This is a genomic window from Streptomyces sp. NBC_00377, from assembly GCF_036075115.1.
In the GTDB taxonomy this organism is placed as follows: Bacteria; Actinomycetota; Actinomycetes; order Streptomycetales; family Streptomycetaceae; genus Streptomyces.
Window position 1 is genome coordinate 9,172,847 of record NZ_CP107958.1, and the last position, 22,615, is coordinate 9,195,461.

The following is a 22,615-nucleotide window of genomic DNA, read 5'->3' on the forward strand; positions in this document are numbered from 1 at the left end:
CACTCGGGCGCTCGCGCAGGCGGTGTGGGTGCGCAGTGCGTGGTCGTCGTGAACGGGTGTGGAGAACCGGTTGCAGGGCAGTGGTCGCCGGAGCCGCATTCGGATAACGTACCAACCAGACGGTACGTTTAGTGTGCTCCAAGGGCCGTCGCGTGCTTGATCAACACAACGTTTCATCCGCCACTGGATGGAGAGCCGCACATGACGGAGAACGTGAACCGCGACAGCCTGGCCCTTGCACGCAAGACCTGGAGAACTCTCGAGCCTTATCACGGGGGTGTCTATTTCTCGCCCGAAGCCGCAGATGAGTACGCCGCGTTGGGCGTGGACGCCAGGACGGGGTACTTCGCGTCCCGCTCCGCCGCGCTCGGCGCCGCTCCGGCGGATTTGGTCATCGCCACGTTCTACAACTTCAACCCCCAGCTGGTGCGCCAGGCCATACCCGCGGCATGGGAAGCCGCCACGCCGCAGCGGTTCGCCGCCGCCCGGCTCTCCGGGATCGATACCACGCTCCGCCGCATCCTCGGCGCGGACATCTCCTCACCGGCGCTGGCTCGCGCGGCGGAATTGGCCCGCAGCGCGGCTGAAGTGACCGGGTGCCATCCACAAGGCCGCCCCCTGTTCGCCGCGCACGCGGCACTGCCGTGGCCGAGCGCGCCCCACCTTGTGCTCTGGCATGCACAGACGCTGCTGCGGGAGTTCCGCGGCGACGGTCACGTGGCAGCACTGCTGTCTGCCGGACTGAGCGGGCTCGAAGCTCTCGTCACGCACGCCGCCACAGGGGAGATCGGCGCGGGGGTGCTGCGCGACTCGCGGGGTTGGACGCCGGAGCATTGGGAACAGGCCGTGCGGAACCTGCGTGAGCGTGGATGGCTCGAAAACGGACCCCGCCTGGCTCTGACCGAGCACGGTGCGCGGCGCCGGGCGGAGATCGAGCAGACCACCGACAGGCTGGCCGCCCTGCCCTATATCCATCTCGGCCCTGCCGCGGCCGCCGAACTCCGTTCGCTGATGCGGCCGTTCAGCCTCGCGGTTGCCAAGGAGCTCCTGCCGTGGGCGGTTGACCGCCTCAGCGAAGAGAGCGGATGACAGAAGTGTGGCAGGTGAGGAAGTCCCGACGGCGGGCCCGTCGTGACGGCCGCGACGGCTTCGTTCACGTGAGAACAGCAACTGCTCGCTCAGCTATACGAGGGTTGTGGGTTGAGCCGGACTGCCAACCGGTTCCCTACGATCCGGATGACGTGTCAGGCAGCTCAGTCGCTTTCCCTGCAAGGGGTGCGCCGAGGGCCGTTCGCTTGCCTTGGCCCAGTAGTTCGGGCGGCAGCGAGAAATGAGGGGGAAGCGCTGGGCTGCGGGGCCGTGCGGGTCCATGAGGTCTCGCCTGGAGTCAACGGCGAGGAGCGCGGCGTGGGGTGCCCGCCGGCGGGCGGCGGACACCCCACGCTGATGGGCTGCTGCCAGGTGACGAGGACGCGGTTCAGCGGGGTGTCCAGGAGGAAGACACCGGGCTGCTGCTCGATCGCAGGGCCGTCGAGCGGAAGGATCTCGAACGTTGCTTCACGGCTGCGGTATGCGCGGTCCCAGGTGCGGATGGCGTCGGCGACCTTCGCGGTCAGTTCCTCGCTGCCGGGTCCGTGGCCGATGACGCCGAACTCCCACAGCCTGCCGCCCTCGACGGACTTCTCCTCGGACAGACGCCGGGCGAGGTAGGTGACCGCGCCCTTGTCCACGGCCGCTGTGGAGGACGGGTACGGGTCCTCGGTGAGCACGCTGTTCTTGGCGGTCGCAGGGAACAGCATGCGGATCAGCCCGGAGGGCAGGGAGCAGGAGACGAACAGCTCCATCCACTCCGGGCTCTCCCTGGCGCGGACCGTCATGCCGGTCCACTCCTCAATGCGCGGCTGGTTAAGGACGCCGGTGAGGGCGTCGGCGTCGATCTGATGCCCGGCGGGAGCCTGGAGCCGTACGGTGCCGTCTGCTGTGAGCGGGACGAGGCGCCGGTCGTCATCGGCGATGCCGCGCCTGAGCGGCATGAAGGTGTTCATCTGCGAGCCGGACGACACCCACCGTCCGTTGCGCTCCTCGTAGACGATGGAGCGCGAGACGCTGCCCTTGAGCCGCTGAGGGGTGACGAGCCGTCCGCCGGGGGCGAGTTGTTCGAGCCAGGCGTGCGGGATGCCGTGCGCGCCCACAGTGGCGATGATCCGGTCGTAGGGTGCTCCCTCGGCGTGGCCGAGGGCTCCGTCGCGGGTCAGCGCCTCGACGTGGGTGAAGCCGGTGGCGGCGAGGTGATCGCGGGCGCCCTGGACCAGGTCGTCATCGACGTCGAGGGTTGTGACGTGTCCGTCGGGGCCGACGATGTGGCCGATCAGGGCGGCGTTGTATCCGGTGCCGGCGCCGAGTTCGAGGATGCGCTCACCGGGCTGGGCCTGGAGCTGGTCCAGCATGAGGGCGACGACGTCGGGCTGGGAGGCGCAGGAGATCGATGTGCCGTCGGTGTCGTACTTGATGTTGACCGGAGCGTTGGCGTAGGCGTCGCTGAGCGGCGCTTGCGGGACGAACAGGTGCCGGGGCACGGTGCGCAGAGCGGTTTCGACCGCTGGGGTGCGGGCGTGGCCGTCGGCCTGGATCTTGTCTACCAGGGCGTTGCGGAGCCGGGCGGCCTCGGCCTCGGACGTGGTGAGCGTGGCGGTGTTCACTGCCCCGACGCTATCGGCCTGGGAACCGGTCGCTGCTGGGGACGCGGTGTTGTCACTTGATGTCATGACTGCCTCTCGTGCGATGTGGAGCAGGGCGTGCTGATCGGCGCCAGGCAGATCTGCGCGGTTGGCGTGGAAGATCACGTGGTGGGCGCTCACGGCGCGCACACCGCGTGTCAGCTCCCCTTGGACGGCCAGGTAGGGCGGCGTGGTACCGGCGCGCTCGAAGGCAGAGCCGCGGCATCGAAGCCGAGGCCGACCGGCTCCGCGAGGTCTTCCGGGGTGACTGCGCGAGCCAGCCGCAGCTGGTCGAAGACGCGCTCGGCAAGCAGGCCTTCGCCCTCCTCCGGCAGTTGGAAGCCGCCTGCCTTGCTGCTGACGCGCTCGCCGAGGCGGTCGAGGAGTCTTTTGTCCAACACCCGGACGCCAAAGTCATCTTGAGTTTCCCCGGCCTCGGGGTCCAGCTCGGCGGCGAATCCGGCCCGGACTTCGGCTCATCGCGGGGGTGGTGACATGCGGGCGGGCCGCCGCTACGGGTCGCGCTGCCCTCCTCCGGCAGCGCGTCGAGCGCGACGAGCAGGCTCACATCCAATTGCATTTGAGTAATCCTAGGCGTGACTGGCATGCATTTGAAGTTAATCGCGGGGGTGCATACCGTTGAGGCGAAAGCGCAGGAAGCAACGCGCAGTTCGGCCCTCGACCGGCCTCGGCACCCCTCCTCAGACGGGAACACCACCATGTCCGAAACGCTTCAGACCACTGATGTCGCCGCCTCCGACGCGGACCTGCTCGCCCGGACCGTGACCGCCGTGCGTGAGGCGGGTTCGGCGCTGCGCGAGCGCTTCGGCGAGGTGGTCCGCTACCGGAGCCGCGAAGAGCTCATGCGCGCGCTCGCCGTCAACGACGACACGGCCCTGGACATCCTGCGCCCCCGCCTCACGCGCCTTCGTCCGCAGGCCGGCTGGGTGGAGGACGAACTGGACGGCGGGGCGCTGCCGTCCGGTGAGTGGTGGGTCGTGGATCCGTCCGAGGGCAATGTCAACCACCTGCACGCCCTGCCCGAGTGGGCGGTGACCGCCACCCTCGTGCGTGAGAACCAGCCGGTGCTCACCGTGGTCCACCTGCCGCTGGCCGGCGAGACCTACACCGCGCTCACCGGCGCGGGCGCCCGCCTCGACGGCCGGCCGCTGCACGTCTCCCAGAGCGCGGACCTCGGCCTGAGCATCGTGGCCACCAGCCAGGCCCGGCCGGACGAGGACGAAGACGTCGTGCGGCGCGTCGGCTCCTCGATCACCGCGATGCTCTTCGACGCGCTCGTCGTCCGCGTCGCTGTGCCCGCGACCCTGCACCTGCTGAACGTGGCCGCCGGCCGGATCGACGCCTTCTGGCAGTTCGCCGGCGCCCGCGCGGACCTGCTTCCCGGAGCACTGCTCGTCACCGAGGCCGGCGGACGGATCTCCGACGCCGAGGGCCGCCCCTGGACCCCGCAGAGCCACAGCTTCCTGGCTGCCGCGCCCGGCGTCCACGCCGAGGCCGTCTCCACGCTCTCGCGCTGACCACGCCCCTCACCCTGCACACACAAAAGGACCAGATCATCATGACCACGATCGCAGTTCTCGGAAACGGCCGCGTCGGCGGCAGCCTGGCCGCAGCCCTCGCCCGGGCCGGACACGAAGTGACGGTGGCGGACCGCGCGCCGGGCGCGGCCGCCGGCGCCGCCCTGGCGGCCCGGATCGTCATCAACGCCACCCCGGGTGCCGGCTCGCTGGACCGGCTCGCCGCTCTGCGCGAAGAACTCCGGGACAAGATCCTCGTCGACGTCTCCAACGCCACCACCGACGGACCGGACGGACTGCCCGCCGATCTGATGTACCCCGGCTCGAGCCTCGCCGAACAACTCCAGGAAGCGCTCCCCGGAACGCGCGTCGTCAAGACACTCAACACCATGCTCTTCCCGGTGATGACCTCGCCGGCCACGCTCGCCCGGACTCCGACCGCCTTCCTCTCCGGCGAGGACCCGCAGGCCAAGCAGACCGTGCGCGAACTGCTCACCGACCTCGGCTGGCAGAAGGAATGGATCACCGACCTCGGCGGGATCCGGACCGCCCGCGCCACAGAGGCCGCGATCCTGTTCGTGCCGCACGTCATCCGGTCCGCCGGATTCACCCCCTTCGCGATCTCAATCGCCCGCTGACTGTCGAGCTGCGCTGGCTGGAGACAGCCGCAGACGGCGCGTGGCACGGATGGTCTCACCGGCCAAGGGGCGGTAGTCGGAACGTGCGGTATCGCGCTGTTCGAGGACGCCGGCAACCCGGAAGCCCGACTTCTAGACGACTGGTCTACTCTGATGCTAGGGTTCCTGCATGCCAGCCGCCACCCGCACCACGGACACCCGTCGGATCGTCCTCGATGCCGCCCAGCGGATCATGGCCCGCAAGGGATACTCGGCTGTCGGTATCAATGAGGTGCTCGCGGAGGCCGGCGTGCCGAAGGGGTCCTTCTATCACTACTTCGCCTCGAAGGACGCCTTCGGTGAAGCGATCCTGAAGAGCTACTTCGCGGACTACCTCACGGACATGGACGGTATTCTCGCCCGCCCGGGTCAGCCGGCGGCCGAGCGGCTGATGGCCTACTGGCAGCAGTGGCGGCAGACGCAGAGCCTCCAGGAGTGCCAGGGCAAGTGCCTGGCCGTGAAACTCGGCGCCGAGGTCGCCGACCTGTCCGAGCCGATGCGCCTGGCCCTGAAGGAAGGCACGAGCGCCATCGTGGACCGCATCGAGCAGGCGATCACCGGCGGCCTGGAGGACGGCTCTCTCTCGGTCGACGGCGAGGCCCGCGATGTCGCAGAGGCCCTGTACGACATGTGGCTCGGTGCGAGCGTCATGGCCAAGATCCACCGTAGTCTGGCCCCGCTCGACACCGTCACCGCGACAACCCGCAGGCTTCTGCACCTGTAGAAGGCCCGCGCCCCATGCCCCGTCCGGTCATGGGGAATCCGGCTTCAGCGTCACTAGTAGACTGGTCTAATCACACAAGGAGTGTGTCATGAAGGTTCTGATCGTCCTCACCTCGCACGACGAGCTGGGAAACACCGGCCACAAGACCGGGTTCTGGCTGGAGGAGCTGGCGGCTCCGTACTACCGCTTCAAGGAGGCCGGCTGGGAGATCACCCTCGCCTCCCCGAAGGGCGGACAGCCGCCGCTGGACCCCAAGAGCAACGAACCCGGCTTCCAGACCGACGACACCCGGCGCTTCGAGGCCGACCCCGAGGCGACCAACGCACTGGCCGACACCGCGCGCCTCGACGCGGTCTCGGCCGGCGACTTCGACACGGTCTTCTACCCGGGCGGGCACGGACCGCTGTGGGACCTGGCCGAGGACACCGTCTCCGCGCGGCTGATCGAAACCACTCTCCGCTCCGGCAAGCCGGTGGCACTCGTGTGCCACGCACCCGGCGTCCTGCGCCACACCGTCAACGAGGACGGCACCCCGCTGGTCTCGGGTAAGAAGGTCACCGGATTCGCCAACTCCGAGGAGGAGGCCGTCCAGCTCACCGACGTCGTCCCCTTCCTGGTCGAGGACGAACTCACCAAGCTCGGTGGCCTCTACTCCAAGACCGGCGACTGGCAGCCCTACGTCCTGCAGGACGGTCTGCTGATCACCGGGCAGAACCCGGCTTCCTCGGCTCCCGCAGCCGACGCCCTGATCGAGCTGGTCACCAAGGGCGGCGTGTGAGCGCTACGTGGTCATGCTCCGCGAGCGCGTGACAAACCCGGCCGAGCCGGCCCTCTGCGCCGTCTCGGCCCGGGCCGCCCGGGCAGGCCACGACGTGACACCCCTCGTCGGGTACGGGGCGATCGAAACCCTTCAGGGCGCGCCGTTCGACGGTGTGCTGATCCATCGCTTCCCGAGCGTTGCGCACGCGCGGGCCTGGTACGAGAGCCCGGCCTACCAGGCAGCGCTGCCCCCACCGCCGGGCCGGTGCGGACTGCCGCGTGCTCATCGTCGAAGGAGCCGACGACACCCGGGCCCGCTGAGACGACGAGGTGTCCGTCTGCATCGCACTGCGGCGCAGACGGACACCGTCCGGGCAGCAGGCACCACACCGGTCAGCGGCGACCTGATCGCCGACGCGAACTCGCCGCCCGGCCGGCCATGACGCAGTCGTTGTCTTCCCCGGCGGCAGCCACGGCACGGGAGCGGACCGGACCGGACCGGACCGGACGACACTCATCGACGGCCGTGGCCCGCACAAGGCCGCCGACGCAGCCCACTCGGCGCCCGCAACGGCTTCGGCCCGAGGCGGGGCGCCCTCGGCCGACGCCGTGCCGCAGAAGTCAGACACCCAGCCTTCAACCCAGCCTTCAACCCTGCTGAGCCCACCCGCGGGCCGCGCAGGGTCTCGGCGGCGATGCCGCCGCGGGACCTGGCGCCGAGCCTGAACGGCGCCACCCTCTACCCGCTGATGGCCGCCGCCGAGCAGTGGCCCGACCCGTGGTTCGAGCCCTGGAAGCCCGCCGCGCCCGCCCGCTGAGGGCTACGGGCCGTCAGAAGCCGTGCCCCATCGGCCCGGATACGGTCGAGGCGCTCTTGCGGACCGGTCCTACGCTGGAGGCATGGCCACCGATCCCTTGCTGAGACACGGCCCCGACTCGACGGATCTGGTCCTGCGCGCCGGACCGGCCGGGCCGGCGTGGAACGCGCTGACCTCGGCGGGGCCGGCCCTGTTCACTCCGCTCGTCCTGGGCGTGCCGACCCTGCTCGTCGCCTTCTGGATGGCGCTGGCCGGGGCGCGGGCGTCGACCGTGTTCGTGGTGGTGGGGGTGATCGCCGGGCTGGAGTACCTGATCGGCTGGCCGGCGCTGGCCTTTTCCCGGGCCCGGGACATCCTGCGGGTGGAGTTCGCGCCGGCCGGGGTGCCCGCGTCCCTGCGGTTGGTCCGGGCCGCCGGGCCGGACGACTGGCTGCCCGTCAAGACCCTGCGCGAGGTGCGGCTGACGCACAAGGTGGTGGAGCCGTACCAGGGGGACTACAAGCCGGCCGTCTCCACGCTCGCGCTGGAACTCGTCCTTGGGGGCGTCCGCGAGCGGCACGCGCTCCCGTTCGGCGGCGACCCGCAGCGGCTCGCCGACGCGCTGGAGGCCCTGCTCGGCCCGGCTGGGGTCGTGGTGGAGCTGCGCACCGAGCGCAGCACGCGCGACCGGCCGCAGCCCAACTCCAACTGGACCTCCGGCGGTTCGGCCTCGGCCGGCTCGGGTGGCGGCTGACCCCGGGCTGTCCGTGGCGCTCCCCGGCCGGGGAGCGAGCGTCGATGCAGCCGGCGGCAGGCGGTGCGGGGCAGCCCGCCGCTGCTTGGGCGCGTTGAGCCGCCGGGTAGATACGGCGCGCTACGTGTCACCAGCAGATCTCGGCGTGATCGACGTGGCGAACGCGCGGCCGCAGGCAGCGGGCGCCCGCCCTTGCCGCGCCGATCGTGACGTCCCTGGCGCTACCTGGTGGTGGCCCTGATGGCGGTGGCGGGGCGGTGTTGGTGGGGCGGATCCGCGGTGTTGAGTGGTGGGGCCCAGTGACCGTCACAGGGCTCCGGCGTCCCGGGCCGTCCAGACGCTCGGGTAGATCGGCCGGAAGCCGAGCTCCCGGCGAATCCGCTGGCTGGACATGATCCCGAACCACGGGTCGGGGTCCGTCAGCTCGTGGAGCCCGGCGGGCACCTCGACGCCGTTGAGCCGGTACAGCTCGACCGTCGTGACGGGGGCGTCATCGGCGATGTTGTAGATCCGGCCGGCGATGCCCGGCGCGTACAGCAGTTCGCGCTCGGCGGCGGCCTTGGACTCGGGGTAGGCGCCCCACATCTCACCGCCCGGCCGGCTCTCGTCCTCCTCGGTCAGCGGACGGCCCCGTCCGACGCCGTACACATTGTCCGTGCTGACCTGCACGAACCGCTCCACGCCCAAGGCCTGCGCGGCGCGGCCCAGGGCCACCGCGGCGTCCCGGTTGACGGCCCAAGCCTCCTCGTCGGGCACCCCGCGGAAGGAGGCGGCGACGTTCACGACGGCGTCCACGCCGGCGAGTGCCTTGCCCAGTGTCTCCTCGTCGCGCATGTCTCCTACGGCGACTTGCGCGCCCAGCTCCGCGAAGCGCTCGCCGCGGGCCGCGTCCCGTACCAACACGCGCACCTGTTCGCCCGGCTGCCGCTGGGCCAGCAGCCTCGGCACGAAGCGGCGCCCGACCTGTCCCGTCGTACCAGTCACCAAGGTCAGCATGATGTGCTCCTCACTCACTGTGTCTGTGTCGCCTGTCATCGGCGACCAGCCTCGACGGATGCCGCGACGTCCGGGAGAGCCCTCTTGATCAGGGGACCGGGAGTCCCTGGATAAAGCCGGCCGACGTCCCGCACCCTGGAGAGGTGAACCGAGCCGAACCCGCCGACTTCCTGCGCGGTGCTCGCTCCCGCCTGGACCCCTCCGACGTGGGCCTCACGGCCGGAGCCCGCCGCCGTACGCCGGGGCTGCGCCGCGAGGAGGTGGCCCAGCTGGCCGGCATGTCCGTGGACTACTACACGCGGCTGGAACAGTCCCGGGGCCCGCGCCCGTCCCGCCAGATGCTCACCGATCGAGCCGGCCGACGTGGACGCCATGCTCCGCCAGCTGCTGCTGGCGGGCCGGGCCGCGGGGACCAGGTGCGATCTCTCGGTTTTGTGGCAGTGGGGTGAGAGACAGTGGGCCGGGGTGAGTTGATGCTGGTTGGTGGCGGTTTCGGGGTGTGGGGTCACTGTCCTGGGTGTGAGAGATCCGCAGGGCTTCGCTGTCGTGGAGCGTTATCGCGCGAGGGGTGACGCTGTCTCAGTTTCGTGAGTTCTGATCCGCTGGCCGGTGGGTGTTGGTGTGCTCAGGGGTGTGGATCAGGGAAAGCAGGACCCGGCCCCGGAAGGGGCGGGTGGTGGTTCGGGTGGGGTTTTGCCGGCTGTGTCGGTTCGGGCGTTGCGGGGGCCGACGGTGCGCCGTCTGTTGGCCCTGCGGCGGGAGGGGAAGCTCACCACTGGGCGGGTGAGGTCGGCGGCGGACGTGCTGGGGGTGCGGGAGCGTGCGGTGTGGCGGTGGCTGGCGGCCGCTGAGCGGGACGAGGCTGCGGCACGGGCACCGGGGGAGCGGTCTGCGTATCCCGGCCGGTTCACGGTTACTGATGAGGTCCGGGCTCTGCTGGGGCTGTGGAAGGGGAACGTCGCGGCGGTGCATCGCGAGTTGACCGCTCGCGCGGCCAGGGGCGAGGGCGAGTCTCCTCCGTCGATCCCGACGCTGCACCGGGCGATCCGCCGTGATCTGACGCCGGGGGAGCGGGCCGGGCTCGCAGGTGGTGAGCGGGCGGCGCGCAAGCATGATGTGTTCCTGGCCCGGCCGCGGGGCTGGCGTAACAAGGTGTGGGAGACCGACCACAAGCAGGCGGCGGTGCTGGTCGACGTCGACGGCAGGGCTCGCAGGCCGTGGATCACCTGGTTCACCGACTGCGCCACGAACGCGATCACCGGCGTCGCGGTCACGCCGGTGCATCCGTCGCGGGAGTCGGTGCTGGCCGCGCTGCGCTCCGCGGTGCTGCGCGAGGACCCCTACGGCCCATCGGCGGCCTGCCGGAGAAGGTGCGGGTGGACCGTGGCAAGGACTTCCTGTCCAGGACAGTGACCGCTGCGTTTGATCTCCTGGACGTGACGGTGGAGGACCTGCCCGCCTACACCCCCCACCTCAAGGGCACCGTGGAGGGCCTGAACCGGGCGGTGGAAAGCATGTTCCTGGCCGCGCTGCCCGGCTACGCCCGCCAGCCGCGCCCCGGCAAACGGGCTTCCCGTCCGAAGGACGAGGTGCTGCTCAGTTTTGAGGACTTCACCGCCCGGCTGCTGGATTGGATGCTGTGGTGGAACACCGAGCACCGTCCCGCGCCGCTACGGGGCAGGACCCCGCTTGAGGCGTGGCAGGAAGATCCCACCCCGCTGCGGGACGTGCCAGCCGCAGATCTGTGGACGTTCACCCTGGAAGACGCCGGCACCCGCACACTGACCACCCGCGGCATCCGCTTCAAGAAACGCGACTACGTGGGTCCGTGGATGACCGGCCAGGCCAGGATCCAGGTCCGCATCCGCTTCATGCCCCACCACGACCACCGCATCGAGGTCTACCACGCGGCCACCGGCCGCTACCTGGGTCCTGCGGACCTGGCCGACCAGGCCACCGAAGAACAGCTCCGCGCCGTACGAAGAGCGCGGTCCGCCCGTGCCCGCCGTCTGAAAAAGAACCTCGAAGCTTCCCAGCGACAGCGCTACGCCGCCGCCACCCAGGCCGAGCCCCCTCGGCGGCTCGGCGCACTGACCGGTGCGCAGGCCGACGCCGAGCTCGCCCGGAGTGCCGGCACCAGCCTGTCGCAGCTTGCGCTGCCGGACGTCATCCCGCCCGCTGCACCCCCGGCCGACTGGCGCACCCCGGCTTCCCTGGTCGCGCTGACCACGCCGGGCCGGCCCGACCCGTTCCCGTCCGGCCGTGACTCCGCCCCTGCAGTCCCGGACGGCCCGGGCGGGCAGGCCGCACCTTCCACCACCGACGAAGACGGAGACACCTGATGACCGCGGCCACCTACCAGTACGTCGACCTGCCCGATGCGTCCGTGGTCACCACCCGCGCCCTGCTCACCGCCCGGGAGAACATCACCGACACCGTCGCCGCACGCGCCATGATGTGCATCCACGGCGGCGCCGGCCACGGCAAGACGCTCGCGGTCAACACTTGCCTGCACGAACTCGAACCCGCAGAGGACGTCCGACGGGTCACCTTCCGCGCCCGCCCCACCGCCCGGGCCGTGCGCTACGAGCTGTTCACCGCCCTCGACCTGCCCGGCGAGCCGCCCCGCCACCCCAGCGAGTTCGACCGCCTGCTGAAGAACGCCCTGGCTGAACACCCCCGCACCTTCCTCGTGGACGAGGCCCAGTGGCTCAACGGGGAGGCGTTCGAAGTTGCGGGACTGGAGGTGCTGCATGTCCGAGCTGTTCGACGCAGTCGACGCGCTCATCGCGTCCCGTTCCCCGCTGCCGCCCCCGGCGGAGCGCAGGCGGCTGCGCCAGGCGCACGGCCTGACGCTGGACGAGGTGGCCGCCGCACTACAGGTGCGGCGCGCGACGGTCGGCGGCTGAGAGGCCGGTAAGACCGAGCCGCGGCCGCCGGAGCGCGACGCCTATGCCCGCATGCTCAAGCAGCTCGCCCGGCTCTACCCCGCCAACGCTCCGGTGCGCTTTGAGGACACGACGGTCCCCGAGACGCCTGACGTTGTGGCCGTTCCTGCGCCATCGGCAGCTGAACCGGCCCAAGCCCGCACCGAACCCACAGGCTCGATCCAGGAGCCGGCTTCTGAGGACACCGCGCTGCGCCCTGCCGCTGTGCCGCATCCGGGGGCCACGACCAGGCCGACGTCGCGTCGGTCGCCCGCGCGTAAGGCCGCCCCCGCCAGCAGCCCAGCCGGTGGCGCCGATGCGCGGTTCGAGAACGGTCCGCTCGCGGTCGTCGACGTTGAGGACGGTCAGGTGCTGGCGTACTGCGTCGGCGGCCTGGTCCTGGACGTACCGGCCAAGTCGATTGCGGCCCTGGTGGAGTGGACGCTGAGCGAGGGGCGGCTCGGTCAGCCGAAGTTGTCCGGGCCGGGCAAGGACGCCGACCCGCTGATCGTGCTGACCGGGGCCGCGTGCGAGCACTACGGCCTGCCGGTCACGCTCACCAAGGAGGAGCGCCTGGCCGGGCGGATCCCGGAGGGCCACAAGGTCATCAAGCAGTTGACGCGCGCCGACTGGCAGCTGACCAAGCGCGGGTTCGGGCCGTGGGCGAGGATCTACCGCCCCGCGCAGGGCTCGGAGCGCTCCTGCGTGCAGTTGTGCATTCCGTCGTGGGACGCGCTCGACACCCGGCACTGGGCCGACACAGGGCAGTTGCCGCCTGCGGACCTGGCCAGGCTGCTGGGCACGTATGCGGCCCGCGTGATGACGCCGCGCGGATCGACCGCCGTGACCGGCCTGGAGCTGATGACCGCGCTGCACCCGCCGACTCGTGCCTCCGAACCGGACGCAACGGGCAAGCGGCACTCCGAGCACAACCCCGGCTCTCTGGGCAAGGATCCGGTGGACTGCGCACCGTGCGAGGCCCCCGACGGGCACCCGCTGCTCGCAGACCTGCCGCGCTTCCACCACCGCACCCCGGCTGAAGTCTTGGTGGAGGAGGCGTACGACTGGGCGCGCCCGCTCACCGACGCCGAATGCCTTCGCCCTCACCTGGTGGGCGTCGACGTGAACATGGCCTTCGCCGCTGGCGCGAACGGACTCACGGTCGGTCTGGGGGCGCCGACGCACGTCAAGAACCCCGTCTTCGATCCGAAGCTGCCCGGTTCCTGGCTGGTCGACCTGTCCCACGTCGACCTGTCCCGCGTGAAGGTGGCCAAGGACAAGTGGGCGCAGCTGGACGCCGGGCTGCTGCCCAGTCCGTTCACGCCGAAGGGGGAGCGGCCCGAGGGCTCGGCCTGGTACGCCACGCCGACCGTGGCGTACGCAGTGGAGCTCGGCTACGACGTCGCGCCGGTCGAGGCGTACGTCCGCCACGACAACGGCCGCTACCTGGACGCCTGGTACAACCGGCTGCGCGACGCCTACCTCGCCACGATGGCCGACCTCGGCGTGCACGCCGACATGGAGCCGGCCGACTTCCTCGCAGCGATGGACGGCTACCGGCAGCGGGACCCCCAGCTGGCGATCGTGGTGTCCGCGATCAAAGCGACCGTGAAGGGCGGCATCGGCAAGCTGCGCGAGCGCCCGCGCGGGGAGGGCTGGAAACCCGGCCAGCCGTGGCGGGCCCTTGCCCGGCCCACCTGGCGCCCGGACATCCGCGCCGCCGTCATCTCCCGGACCCGGATCAACATGCACCGCAAGATCGTCAAGCACGCCGCCTTCACCGGGCAGTACCCGGTGGCCATCCTCTCGGACTGCGCCGTCTACGCCTCCGACGGGCCGTCACCGCTGGACTTCCTGCCCTACCGGGACGGCAAGCCGCTGCCCGGCGGATTCAGGCTCGGCGTGAACCCGGGCCTGGTGAAGTGGGAGGGCACTCAGAGCGTGCTGTGGGGCGAGGGTGTCCGCGAGCAGTTCGACGCCCCGGACCTCAACCTCGCGCGGTACATCAAGGACGGTACCGTCACCGACCAGGACACCGGGGAGTAGGTAGAGCGCGATGAGCCTGTTCGGCAACGGCCTGGACGCCGCAGTGCACAAGGCGTTCACCCGCCCGGCGCCCAAGAGCGCGGGAGCGCAGATGCGGTACCTGGTCAAGCAGCTCAAGGGCACCAAAGCGGTCGCCCAGATGCTGCGGATCTCGCAGCGCACGGTCGAGCGGTACGTGAAGAACCAGATCAAGAAGCCCCGCCCGGACCTCGCCGCCCGCCTGGAGCGGGAGGTGAAGAAGCGGTGGCAGCCGCAGATCCGCGCCCAGGCGCGGCAAAAGGCGGCGACCACCGGCGGCATCGTCATCGACACCCGCGCCCGCATCGGCTACACCGCACCAATCGGCACGACGGACGAGGACCGCCTTCGACACCTGACCGTCGCGCTGCCGCCCCGCTACGCCGCCCGCCTCTCCGACGGCCAAGAGGCCGGCGCCACCGACCGGCAGCTCCAGCAGATCGCCGCCGAAGCACTCAAGGAGATGTACTTCCAGGACAACGGCCGCCGCGCCGGCCAGCTGGAGGAGGTCCGCGCATCCTTGAGGAACGCCGTGCCCTGATCAAGCAGCACCTCGGGAAGGACGAAGGCGCGCTGTTCGAGATCGCCAACCGCTTCGACCTGCGCCACCGCCGGGCCGACCAGCGCGGCGAGTACGACGAAGCATTCCTCGACTGGATCTTCTGGTGGTACCTCGCCACGGTAGAGCTGACCAACCGGCTGATCGCGTCGCGGAGCCGCGCCTGAGCCGTGGCGCCGAACGTGCCTCCCCGATCGGGTGACTGTCTCAGTGATCGTCCTGTTCGGAGGGCGGTCCGTACTGCTCGATGAGGTCACAGGTGCAGGTGCCGCCGTCGTACACCGACTTGTCGCACTCGTCATGGTGGTCCTGCTGCGGCTGCGGCTGCGGCAGCAGCTGCGCCGGGACGGTCCGTGCGGTGACTGCTCCGGGCCGGGCCGGGGCGGGCTGGTGGGCGGCGCGGAACTCGGTGTCGACCACGGTGGAGGCGATTTCGTCCTTGCTCCACTTCTCGGGGTTGTTGTACGGCATCAGGCCGCCTGCGTAGGCCATGCGCAGCAGTTCGGCCTTGGTGTGCTTGCGCATCAGCTCGTTCATGCGCCGCGCCCGCGCACTGCCCTGCGCCGCCTGGGTCTCGTTCTCCGTCACGGTGTCGCCCTGGTCGTGGCCCTTCTGCGCCTGTGCGTCCGATGGCGCGGGCTGGAGGGGACCGTCGTCGACCGATGCCGGGCTGGACGGGGCCGGCACCGCTGCCTTCGCCCAGGGCACGCCCAGGGCGGCGAGGGCGGCCTGCTGCTCGGGGCTGAGCTTGTCCCACCTGGCACGGGTGTTCGAAGTCCATACATCCAGCTTCACGGCCACCGGCTCCGCTTCCTCGTCGACCGCGATCTGCTCGCTGTGGCCGCGCGGCACTGACCGGTCGAAACCCTCCCGCTCGACCCACTGCGCGAGGGCCGCCAGGCCGCGCTGGAAAGCCTGCTGCGCCTTGCCCGGGCCCTTCGTCGCGCGGGTGGCCGCCGGGGCGGGAGACGGCGTCTGGACGGGCTTCACACCAAGGGGTGGACAGCCGCTCCTGCTGCTCGGTCGACAGCTGCGCCCAAGTAGCCGGCTAGGACTGCCGCTGGAGCCACCGCCCGATGTCGTCGCCGTCCATCAGCACGCCGGGCTGGATGTCGGGGAGGCTGCCGTCGGCGTCGACCAGGTCGGCGAGGACGCGGTAGTGGCGTTGCCAGTCCAGTGGCCACGGGCAGTTCCTATCCGGGTCGATCGCCGTCAGCTGCTGCGCGCGCTCCGCCGCCCGTTCCTGGTCCTTCCCGAGGCCGCCCTTCCGGCGCAGATCCGCTTCGGAGGCCCATCCGCGGGCCGTTGCGAGTCCGCGACGTTCCCATTAGCAGTGGTTCGTGAAGACGCCTCGGTTGTTGAGGTACTTCATGCTGAACCAGCCCTCTTGCTGGGTGCCCTCGATCCGTCCCCATATCCAGTTGGGTTCGCCGTCGATCGACTCGCCAACGACGTAGCAGTGGAAGTAGACCTTCGCGTTCCTGTTCGCGTAGCCGTAGGCGTCACAGGATGTGGAGGGGCCGCTGCGGCGGGCGAGTGCGTCGACGAGCACGTAGCCGTACGAGGAACTGTTATTGGTGTGGCTCGGATGTGTGCATGCTGGGGCAGCCACAGCTGCGGTCGGCATCAGCATCAAACTCGCGGACGATACAGCAGTGACGAGCGTTGCAGTCACAATTCGGAGCGATTTGCGCATGACTTCCCCCTTGGTCGTGGACGTGAGAATTTGGAGCGGGCTGGCCATGGGCCCTCAATGCTGCCCTCGCCCTTCGGGCGGGACGCCCGGGGGCCGCAGGTATGGCGGCAGTGGCGCGGCCGTCAGCGGTTGCGGACGGTGTGCAGACGGCTTTCAGTGCGCCGAGCCGACGGCCAGATGGTGTGGCCTGTATCGGCCGGAACTGAGGACGGCGCAATTGTCACTGCCTCCCTCTGAGATCCGTGGCTGTCTACCCGCGATTTAACGGGCGGTTGAATAGACATGGTGCTGGATGTGTTCGTGGTGTTGTTGGCATCGCGTGCACGGTTGTTGGCACTCAGCGCACGGCCTATAACCCGCGGTACCGGGTCTGGTGGCGGTGGTCGCGTGGTGTGATGCCGTACAGCGTCTTGAAGGCGCGGCTGAAGGATGTGGGCTCGAGCAATCCCCAGCGTGCGGCGATGGAGCTGATGGACCGGGCGTTGAGGCGGGGGTCGGCCAGGTCGCGGTGGATGCGTTGCAATCTGCTGCGGCGTATGCCGTCGGCGATGGTGGTTCCCTGGCCCTGGTAGAGCTGGTGGAGGTAGCGGACGGAGATCTGGTGGGCGGCGGCGATGGAGGTCGGTGTGAGGCCGGGGTCCTCGAGGTGTTGCTGGATGAACGCGTTGATCCGGGTACGTAGGGCGGTGTGCTGCGTTTCGGGCGGCAGGAGGTCTTCGGTCCGGGCGGCCTGGGCGAGCATGGCGCTGAGCAGATCGAGGGTGACGCCTGCCAGGCGGGGTGCGTCGCATTCCTCGTACTGGGGCGCGTGGTTCATCAGGTCGGTGAGGTAGTGGCGGAACAGTGCGCCGATGCCTGTCTGTCCCTGGATGCGGGTCAGGGTGAGCCGGTCGAGGGTGTTGGAGTGCAGGGGCAGTCTGGCCCGGGGTATCTGCACGATCAGTGATGAGACGTCCGGGTGGTCACGGGCCGCGGTTTGGGCCTGGCAGGGCCGGGAGGAGTCGTAGAGCACCAGATCGCCCTCGCCGACGCCGACGTGCCGGCCCGACTGGCTGAGCCCGACTTCCCCACGGACGGTGAGCCACAGCTGGAACACCTCCGGATCACCTTGCCGGATCATCGCCGGGGTCCGGCGCGCATGCATGGGCGGGTAGCTTTGCGCGAAGGTCTGGATGTCGCCCAGGTTCAGTGCCTGAGAGCTGGCGAGGAAGTCATCCAGGTGATCGCTGGCCATCGTGGTGCGAAAGTGCGCCTGGGAGATCATCGCTTCCCAGTGGTCGAATCGTTCGGTTCCCGACAGGTGTTCCGTCGAAAATGCCGTCCAGATCACTGTCCCGCCGTTCCTCTCTCTCAGGGCCCTACATTCGGTTGGCGGTCGGTGCGCTGTGTGCCGAGGAGTGCCTCTTGCCGATACGTGTTCGGCGGGATCCCGTAGGCCCTGCGGAATGCGCGGGTGAATTCGGAAGCACGGACATAGCCCCAGCGTGCGGCCAGGAAGCCGATGGGCCTGTCGGACAGTTGGGGACTGACGAGGTCCCGGCGGCAGCCCTCCAGGCGCCGGTGCCGGATCCAGGCGCTTACGGTGACGCCCTGAGCCTGGAACAGTCGGTGCAGGTACCGCACGGAGATGTGGTGGGAGGCGGCGACGGTGGCGGGCGACAACTGGGGGTCGGCCAGATTGCGTTCGATGAAGGAGTGGATGCCGGCCATCAGCGCCTGCTGACGGCTCTCACGTGGAACGCTGTCCTCGGTGTCCGTGTGGTGCGCGAGGAACGCGGTGATCAGGTCCACGGTGAGTCCGCCCAGACGTATGGCGTCCTGCGGCCGGCATGCGTGGGACTCAGGTGCCAGGCGGATCAAGAACTGTGACAGGAGGGCCCCCATACCGCTGTCGCCCGGTAACGGAGCCCCGAGGAGGCGGTCCACCTTCGCCGCAGGGAGAGGAATCGCCGTACGTGGCACGTTCACGACGATCCCCTCGACGGCACCGGCGTCGTCGGGGAAGGCCGAGGCGTCGCACGGCTGCGAGCTGTCGTACAGCAACAGATCCCCAACCCCCACTGACGCGTCACGCTGGCAACGGGAGATGCTCTGTCGGCCTCTGACTGTCAGGGCCAGGTGGTACAGCTCGGGGTCGGAGCGACGCACCAGCGCCGACGTGCGACGTGAGCGCAATGACGGATAGGACAGCACCGACACCTGAGCGGCCCCAAGGTCCAGCAGCTGGAAGCAGGCACGGAAGTCATCGGCGTGGTCGCTGGTGATCTCCGTGGGCGTGAGTGTCTGCGACGTCATCTCCCGCCACCACGCGAAGCGATCGGCTATTGGTAGGTCCTCACTGCGCAACACGGTCTCGATCACGTGACCACCCCCTCCCATCATGTCCTCATCAAGCCATCGAAGGGTAGGGCCGCCGGCTCTGCGTGTACGGATCGAAAGACCATGACGGACTGGGTGTCTGTCATGCCCATTCGACGCCCAACTTCCGGAGCGCGACCAGCTGCTCCTGGGTGAGCTTGTCGCGCCTGGTCTTGATGTTGCTGTACCAGATGCCGAGCTTGGTCTCGGTCCCGTCGGGCAAGGTCTCCACCGCCTTACGGGGTACCGGTCGGTGGCCTTCGCGCTCGATCCATTGCGTGAGGGCTGTCAGGCCGCGTTGGAACGCCTGCTGCGCCTTGCCTGGGCCCTTAGTCGCACGCGTGGCAGCAGGGGCGGGAGACGGTGCCTGGACGGGCTTCACGCCCAGCTTGGACAGCCGCTCCTGCTGTTCGGTCGACAGCTGGGCCCAAGTAGCCGGCTGGGACTGCCGCTGGAGCCACCGCCCGATGTCATCGCCGTCCATCAGCACGCCCGGCTGGATCTCGGGCAGGACACCGCCGGGTTCGTCCTCGACGAGGTCGGCGAGGATGCGGTAGTGGCGTTGCCAGTCCAGTGGCCAGGGGCAGTTCCAGTCCGGGTCGACTGCGGCCAGCTGCTTCGCGCGCTGTGCCGCCCGCTCCGGGTCCTTGCCCAGGCCGCCCTTCCGGCGCAGGTTGGCCATGTGCTGGCCGACCGGCACCATCGCCTCGCCCTCGCCCCACACCGCGTCCTGACGCGGAGCGAGGTGCCCCATGGCCCGTCGGTAGGACCGCAGCGCGGCGAGCTTGTTCTCCCAGGCTTCCTCGCCCGGCTCCCACACCATGCCGGCCTCCGGGTCGTCGAGCAGGGTCTTGCGCCGCTCCTCCAGCTCTCCGGCCCGCAGTGCCTTCCGCTGCTGGTGGACCCAGCGCCCTAGCGGGAAATCCTTCGTGACCCCGACTTCGGTCTCGACGTCGTAGGGAACGGCGTAGAGGCCGGTGATCTCGTTCTCCTTCCGCCACCGGAGCAGGGCCTGGTAGCCCTCCAGCCACACCAGGGACTCCGGCCGGTAGACCCGGGTGCGCAGGAAGGCGGCGATGGTCGCGGCGTCGCGCGGGCTGGAGAAGTGCAGCAGGGCCGCCTCGGCAGCGGCGTCGGTGTCGTCCTGCTCCTGGTCCTCGCCGCCGGCCTCGACGATCTGCCCGTCCTCGTTTCGCCGGACGTGGACCTTGCGCTTCCCGCTCGTGAGCGCACGGGAAGCGAGCTGCTCGACCAGACGTTCGTCATGCGAACGCAGGCCCTGAAGGACCGCTACGAGGGGGCGGAAGGAGGCGCTGGCGACCATGTCGGTGGGGTCCTCGCCGGGCTCCAGGAAGATCGGCACGATGATCCTGGCGACCTTCGTGGTGCCGTCGCGGTTCAGCCTGAGCGCGCGGCCGATGTTCTGCACGATTTCGACCTGGGAGCCGCGGGTGTCGGCGAAGCAGATGGCCTCCACTCCCCGTTCGCCGGTGATGTCGACGCCTTCCCCGAGAACGCGAACGCTGGCGAGGAAGGCGCGGTGGACCCGGCGCCCGGCCGCGTCGATGCCGTTGGCGAACTGCCGCAGGATCTCGCGCCGCTCACTGACGAGGTGGTCGCCGCACAGCCACGCCGACCACACCCGCTCCGGCGGCACGTGCCGGCCGGTCTCCAGTTCATAGAAGGCCGCGTCGATCGACGACGCGGGGAGCCGGTCCGCGGCCGCCAGGTCCTCGTCGGAGGCGTCGTTCATGTACAGCTCGGCTGCCGTCTCGGGGAGCTTCTCCGCGAACGCGGCGGCTTCGTCGACCTTCTGGTGGAACGTCATGACGGTGCGCAGATTCCACGCGGCGGCGTGCTCCAGGAGCGCGGTCTGCAACAGGGCCAGGCGCCGGCCGCGCCGCGCCTCCTCGGATTCCCCGAGGACGGGTGAGGGGTCGCGGATCTCCAGCACGTCGATCTCGAAACCGGCGAGGATTTCGCGCTCGATCGCCTCCGAGAGTCCGAGCTCGGCGAGCCATGCGCCGTAGGTGCCGTCGAGGTCGTCGGCCATGGTCGCGATCTCCGCCTCCTGGCCGCCCGCGCCTTTCTGCGGCCGGGGCGCGGCGAGGATGCGCGGGGTGGCGGTGAGGTAGAGCCGGAAGTCAGCGGGGATGCGGGCGTTGTCGTGGATTGCCGCCCACGGACGGCCAAGATCGCCTGCGGTTGAGTGCGCTTCGTCCACGATCGCGAGGTCGAAGCCGTCCATTTGCTGTCCGTAGAGCCGCTCCCCGCCCGTCAGGGCGGCCTCCAGCGGCCCGCGAACCTTCCGCTGGCCCGTCGGGTCCTCCGGGTCGTCGCGGTCCACGAGAGAGGCGTACGTGGCGAACACGACCACCGGCCCGGACCTGGCCCACAGGGCGAGCTGGATCGGGTTGGTGGTGGTGCGCACTCCCAGCTCGTTCAGTACCGGGTCGTTCTCCAGCGAGCACACCGCGACCATCGGTGCCCGGTGGCCCACCAGCCGCCACGCCTGGGCGGTCTGCACGAGCAGGTCAAGGGTCGGGACGGTGACGAGGATCCGCCCGCCGGGGAAGCACTCGAGCGCACTCGCGGCAGCGGTGATCGTTTTCCCGGATCCGGTCGCGGACACCAGCATGCCCCGCGCTCCCCGGGCAGGCATAGGCGATCTTGCAAAGAAACTAGCCCACTCCCGAATTTTTGCTTTTTGTGTTACCTGATGCTCCCGGAGGCTGATCACAGAATTCCACCCCTTCTTTTCCCGGGAGAAATCAGTTTCCTCCACCACGAGCAAGTAGAAGCTGGTGACCTGTCGGAGGCAGGAGGGAAGGGGTATCTGTCCGCCCCGCCGCGTGCGGGCAGTTCGTCCTCGAAGTCACAGGCGGCCACAGCTTTGAAGCCGCCACGCCACAGTGCTTCGAGTACGACCGCGACGGCCTGCACCACATCGGCCGGCGCTCCTGCGGAGGCCTCGCACTCCAGCACGGCCGGCCATTCAAGGAAGTCGAAGGGATGGGCCCGCTGGCCCGTGGCGTAGCCGTTGTCCTCGCCGGACACACACAGCGGCCCGACGGCCAGGCACGGCCCGCTGTCCTCGAGACCGAGAGAGCCCTGAAGCCAGGTCACGACCCGAGCCCCGTCCACCGCATCCACATAGATCGAGACATCCTCGTAAGAACAGCCCGAACCGTGGAGGGAAGGTACCGAAGGTTCCCGATCATTCGCCACGCGCACTCCCTGGAGCCTCAACCGTCGTGGGCGCCAGGAAGCGCTGAAGCAACCGCTGCGCCGGCTCGTGGTCGTAGTGCTCGGCGATCTGTAGAGGAGTCTCCCCATCGGCGGCTGGCAGACGCGGATCGGCACCGTACGCCAGCAGGATCGCCGTGGTGGCCGTGTGAAGTGGATGCCCCGACTGCAGGTGACTGTCCCCCTCGAGGTCGATCGCGTGAGTCAGCAGCGTGTGCCCGAAGCACATCTCGTTCGGGTCGGCCCCGGAGTCCAAGAGCACGGCGAGTGTCTCGTAGTCACTTGTCTCCACGGCCTGATGCGCGGGCGTCCACGGCTCCACGTCACGAACAGTTTTCAGCACATCGGAAACCATAACGCCTTTCTCCCCACCCAGTCCGCAGGCCGCTAAGTCACCGGCTCCGTACGAGTGGTTGGTGGGTATCCCGTATTTTCTCCAACGCTACATGCTGCATCACTCTTAGGCACGCACTACACCGAAACCCGACCCGAACGAGCACCCCCCTTCCCCCTAGCCAGCCCGGCCCGCGTAAGCGGGCTCAACGGTTCTGGAGGCGCAGCCGGAAGAGCCGTCAGGCGGGGGAGCGCAGCGGACCCGCCGACCAGGCTGGAGCAAAGCGGAGGCCTGAAATCGGGACGGAAGTCCCGCAGGCCCGGGAGCGCAGCGGACGGGCCGTCACCCAGCTTGCTGCGCAAGCTGGGTGCGCGGGTGGCGCAGCCACCCGCCAGCGCTCCCGCGGAGCGGGAGCGCAACCACCGCGCGCAGCGCGGTGGTTCGCTTGCACATCGCGCAGCGATGTGGT

At 69.8% G+C, this 22,615-nt stretch carries 16 protein-coding genes and 7 pseudogenes; 14 read left to right on the forward strand and 9 right to left on the reverse strand.

Annotation, left to right across the window (positions count from 1 at the left end; translation table 11 throughout):
- Window positions 1-201: 201 nt before the first annotated feature.
- Complete coding sequence (locus tag OHS71_RS40875) at window positions 202-1,089, forward strand: SCO6745 family protein (RefSeq protein ID WP_328484336.1); 888 nt, start codon at window positions 202-204, stop codon at window positions 1,087-1,089.
- Between the two features lie 365 nt (window positions 1,090-1,454).
- Here OHS71_RS40875 and fxlM read toward each other — a convergent pair.
- Window positions 1,455-3,032 (reverse strand): annotated as a pseudogene (fxlM, locus tag OHS71_RS40880) (methyltransferase, FxLD system); the annotation flags it as partial.
- 404 nt (window positions 3,033-3,436) lie between these two features.
- On the opposite strand from fxlM, the gene OHS71_RS40895 reads away from it, so the two are divergent.
- The 7 genes from OHS71_RS40895 to OHS71_RS40920 all read left to right on the forward strand — a co-directional run bounded on the left by OHS71_RS40895 (window position 3,437) and on the right by OHS71_RS40920 (window position 7,966).
- Window positions 3,437-4,255: an inositol monophosphatase family protein gene (locus OHS71_RS40895; protein WP_328484338.1), complete on the forward strand. Its 819-nt coding sequence runs from the start codon at window positions 3,437-3,439 to the stop codon at window positions 4,253-4,255.
- Between the two features lie 41 nt (window positions 4,256-4,296).
- Window positions 4,297-4,893, forward strand: a complete 597-nt coding sequence (locus OHS71_RS40900) for an NADPH-dependent F420 reductase (RefSeq protein WP_328484339.1) — start codon at window positions 4,297-4,299, stop codon at window positions 4,891-4,893.
- A gap of 169 nt (window positions 4,894-5,062) precedes the next feature.
- A complete protein-coding gene (locus OHS71_RS40905; protein WP_328484340.1) occupies window positions 5,063-5,656 on the forward strand; it encodes a TetR/AcrR family transcriptional regulator in 594 nt (197 codons plus the stop codon).
- Window positions 5,657-5,744: 88 nt separating this feature from the next.
- Window positions 5,745-6,434, forward strand: coding sequence for a type 1 glutamine amidotransferase domain-containing protein (locus tag OHS71_RS40910; protein ID WP_328484341.1), 690 nt, complete (start codon window positions 5,745-5,747; stop codon window positions 6,432-6,434).
- Between the two features lie 13 nt (window positions 6,435-6,447).
- On the forward strand, window positions 6,448-6,858 hold the full coding sequence (locus OHS71_RS41470; RefSeq protein WP_443047145.1) for a DUF1330 domain-containing protein: 411 nt from the start codon (window positions 6,448-6,450) through the stop codon (window positions 6,856-6,858).
- Between the two features lie 252 nt (window positions 6,859-7,110).
- A complete protein-coding gene (locus OHS71_RS40915) occupies window positions 7,111-7,233 on the forward strand; it encodes a hypothetical protein (protein WP_328484342.1) in 123 nt (40 codons plus the stop codon).
- An 82-nt stretch (window positions 7,234-7,315) separates the two neighbouring features.
- A complete protein-coding gene (locus OHS71_RS40920) occupies window positions 7,316-7,966 on the forward strand; it encodes a hypothetical protein (protein WP_328484343.1) in 651 nt (216 codons plus the stop codon).
- A gap of 306 nt (window positions 7,967-8,272) precedes the next feature.
- Here the strand turns inward: OHS71_RS40920 and OHS71_RS40925 are convergent, their stop codons facing one another.
- On the reverse strand, window positions 8,273-8,962 hold the full coding sequence (locus OHS71_RS40925) for an NAD-dependent epimerase/dehydratase family protein (protein WP_328484344.1): 690 nt from the start codon (window positions 8,960-8,962) through the stop codon (window positions 8,273-8,275).
- A 143-nt stretch (window positions 8,963-9,105) separates the two neighbouring features.
- On the opposite strand from OHS71_RS40925, the pseudogene OHS71_RS40930 reads away from it, so the two are divergent.
- The 6 genes and pseudogenes from OHS71_RS40930 to OHS71_RS40960 form a co-directional block, all read left to right on the forward strand.
- A pseudogene (locus OHS71_RS40930) lies at window positions 9,106-9,309 on the forward strand (helix-turn-helix domain-containing protein); the annotation flags it as partial.
- 385 nt (window positions 9,310-9,694) lie between these two features.
- Window positions 9,695-11,304, forward strand: a pseudogene (locus tag OHS71_RS41475) (transposase).
- 113 nt (window positions 11,305-11,417) lie between these two features.
- Window positions 11,418-11,681: pseudogene (locus tag OHS71_RS40945) on the forward strand (ATP-binding protein); the annotation flags it as partial.
- A 34-nt stretch (window positions 11,682-11,715) separates the two neighbouring features.
- A pseudogene (tap, locus tag OHS71_RS40950) lies at window positions 11,716-13,935 on the forward strand (telomere-associated protein Tap).
- A gap of 10 nt (window positions 13,936-13,945) precedes the next feature.
- A complete protein-coding gene (gene tpg, locus OHS71_RS40955; protein ID WP_328475501.1) occupies window positions 13,946-14,494 on the forward strand; it encodes a telomere-protecting terminal protein Tpg in 549 nt (182 codons plus the stop codon).
- Window positions 14,470-14,679, forward strand: a pseudogene (locus OHS71_RS40960) (hypothetical protein); the annotation flags it as partial. The gene tpg and the pseudogene OHS71_RS40960, both read left to right, overlap by 25 nt.
- Before the next feature lie 40 nt (window positions 14,680-14,719).
- Here the strand turns inward: OHS71_RS40960 and OHS71_RS40965 are convergent.
- The 7 genes and pseudogenes from OHS71_RS40965 to OHS71_RS40995 form a co-directional block, all read right to left on the reverse strand.
- Window positions 14,720-15,794, reverse strand: a pseudogene (locus tag OHS71_RS40965) (helicase associated domain-containing protein); the annotation flags it as partial.
- A 45-nt stretch (window positions 15,795-15,839) separates the two neighbouring features.
- The gene (locus OHS71_RS40970; protein WP_328475499.1) at window positions 15,840-16,139 is read right to left on the reverse strand and encodes a hypothetical protein; all 300 of its coding nucleotides are present in this window, start codon (window positions 16,137-16,139) and stop codon (window positions 15,840-15,842) included.
- 418 nt (window positions 16,140-16,557) lie between these two features.
- On the reverse strand, window positions 16,558-17,472 hold the full coding sequence (locus tag OHS71_RS40975; protein ID WP_328475497.1) for a helix-turn-helix domain-containing protein: 915 nt from the start codon (window positions 17,470-17,472) through the stop codon (window positions 16,558-16,560).
- An 86-nt stretch (window positions 17,473-17,558) separates the two neighbouring features.
- A complete protein-coding gene (locus tag OHS71_RS40980; protein WP_328475495.1) occupies window positions 17,559-18,569 on the reverse strand; it encodes a helix-turn-helix domain-containing protein in 1,011 nt (336 codons plus the stop codon).
- 100 nt (window positions 18,570-18,669) lie between these two features.
- Complete coding sequence (locus OHS71_RS40985) at window positions 18,670-21,306, reverse strand: DEAD/DEAH box helicase (protein WP_328484347.1); 2,637 nt, start codon at window positions 21,304-21,306, stop codon at window positions 18,670-18,672.
- On the reverse strand, window positions 21,303-21,692 hold the full coding sequence (locus OHS71_RS40990) for a hypothetical protein (protein ID WP_328475493.1): 390 nt from the start codon (window positions 21,690-21,692) through the stop codon (window positions 21,303-21,305). The genes OHS71_RS40985 and OHS71_RS40990 overlap by 4 nt, the downstream gene beginning before the upstream one ends.
- A 91-nt stretch (window positions 21,693-21,783) precedes the next feature.
- Window positions 21,784-22,167 carry an ankyrin repeat domain-containing protein gene (locus OHS71_RS40995; protein WP_328475491.1) on the reverse strand — a complete coding sequence of 128 codons (384 nt, stop codon included), beginning with the start codon at window positions 22,165-22,167 and terminating at the stop codon, window positions 21,784-21,786.
- Window positions 22,168-22,615 lie beyond the last annotated feature (448 nt).

Excerpts from the sequence above, each read along its gene's own strand:
- OHS71_RS40875 (WP_328484336.1), top strand. The coding sequence starts at position 202 with ATGACGGAGAACGTGAACCGCGACAGCCTGGCCCTTGCACGCAAGACC.
- OHS71_RS40895 (WP_328484338.1), top strand. The coding sequence starts at position 3,437 with ATGTCCGAAACGCTTCAGACCACTGATGTCGCCGCCTCCGACGCGGAC.
- OHS71_RS40900 (WP_328484339.1), top strand. The coding sequence starts at position 4,297 with ATGACCACGATCGCAGTTCTCGGAAACGGCCGCGTCGGCGGCAGCCTG.
- OHS71_RS40905 (WP_328484340.1), top strand. The coding sequence starts at position 5,063 with ATGCCAGCCGCCACCCGCACCACGGACACCCGTCGGATCGTCCTCGAT.
- OHS71_RS40910 (WP_328484341.1), top strand. The coding sequence starts at position 5,745 with ATGAAGGTTCTGATCGTCCTCACCTCGCACGACGAGCTGGGAAACACC.
- OHS71_RS41470 (WP_443047145.1), top strand. The coding sequence starts at position 6,448 with ATGCTCCGCGAGCGCGTGACAAACCCGGCCGAGCCGGCCCTCTGCGCC.
- OHS71_RS40915 (WP_328484342.1), top strand. The coding sequence starts at position 7,111 with ATGCCGCCGCGGGACCTGGCGCCGAGCCTGAACGGCGCCACCCTCTAC.
- OHS71_RS40920 (WP_328484343.1), top strand. The coding sequence starts at position 7,316 with ATGGCCACCGATCCCTTGCTGAGACACGGCCCCGACTCGACGGATCTG.
- OHS71_RS40925 (WP_328484344.1), bottom strand. The coding sequence starts at position 8,962 with ATGCTGACCTTGGTGACTGGTACGACGGGACAGGTCGGGCGCCGCTTC.
- tpg (WP_328475501.1), top strand. The coding sequence starts at position 13,946 with ATGAGCCTGTTCGGCAACGGCCTGGACGCCGCAGTGCACAAGGCGTTC.
- OHS71_RS40970 (WP_328475499.1), bottom strand. The coding sequence starts at position 16,139 with ATGCCGACCGCAGCTGTGGCTGCCCCAGCATGCACACATCCGAGCCAC.
- OHS71_RS40975 (WP_328475497.1), bottom strand. The coding sequence starts at position 17,472 with ATGATCTCCCAGGCGCACTTTCGCACCACGATGGCCAGCGATCACCTG.
- OHS71_RS40995 (WP_328475491.1), bottom strand. The coding sequence starts at position 22,167 with ATGGTTTCCGATGTGCTGAAAACTGTTCGTGACGTGGAGCCGTGGACG.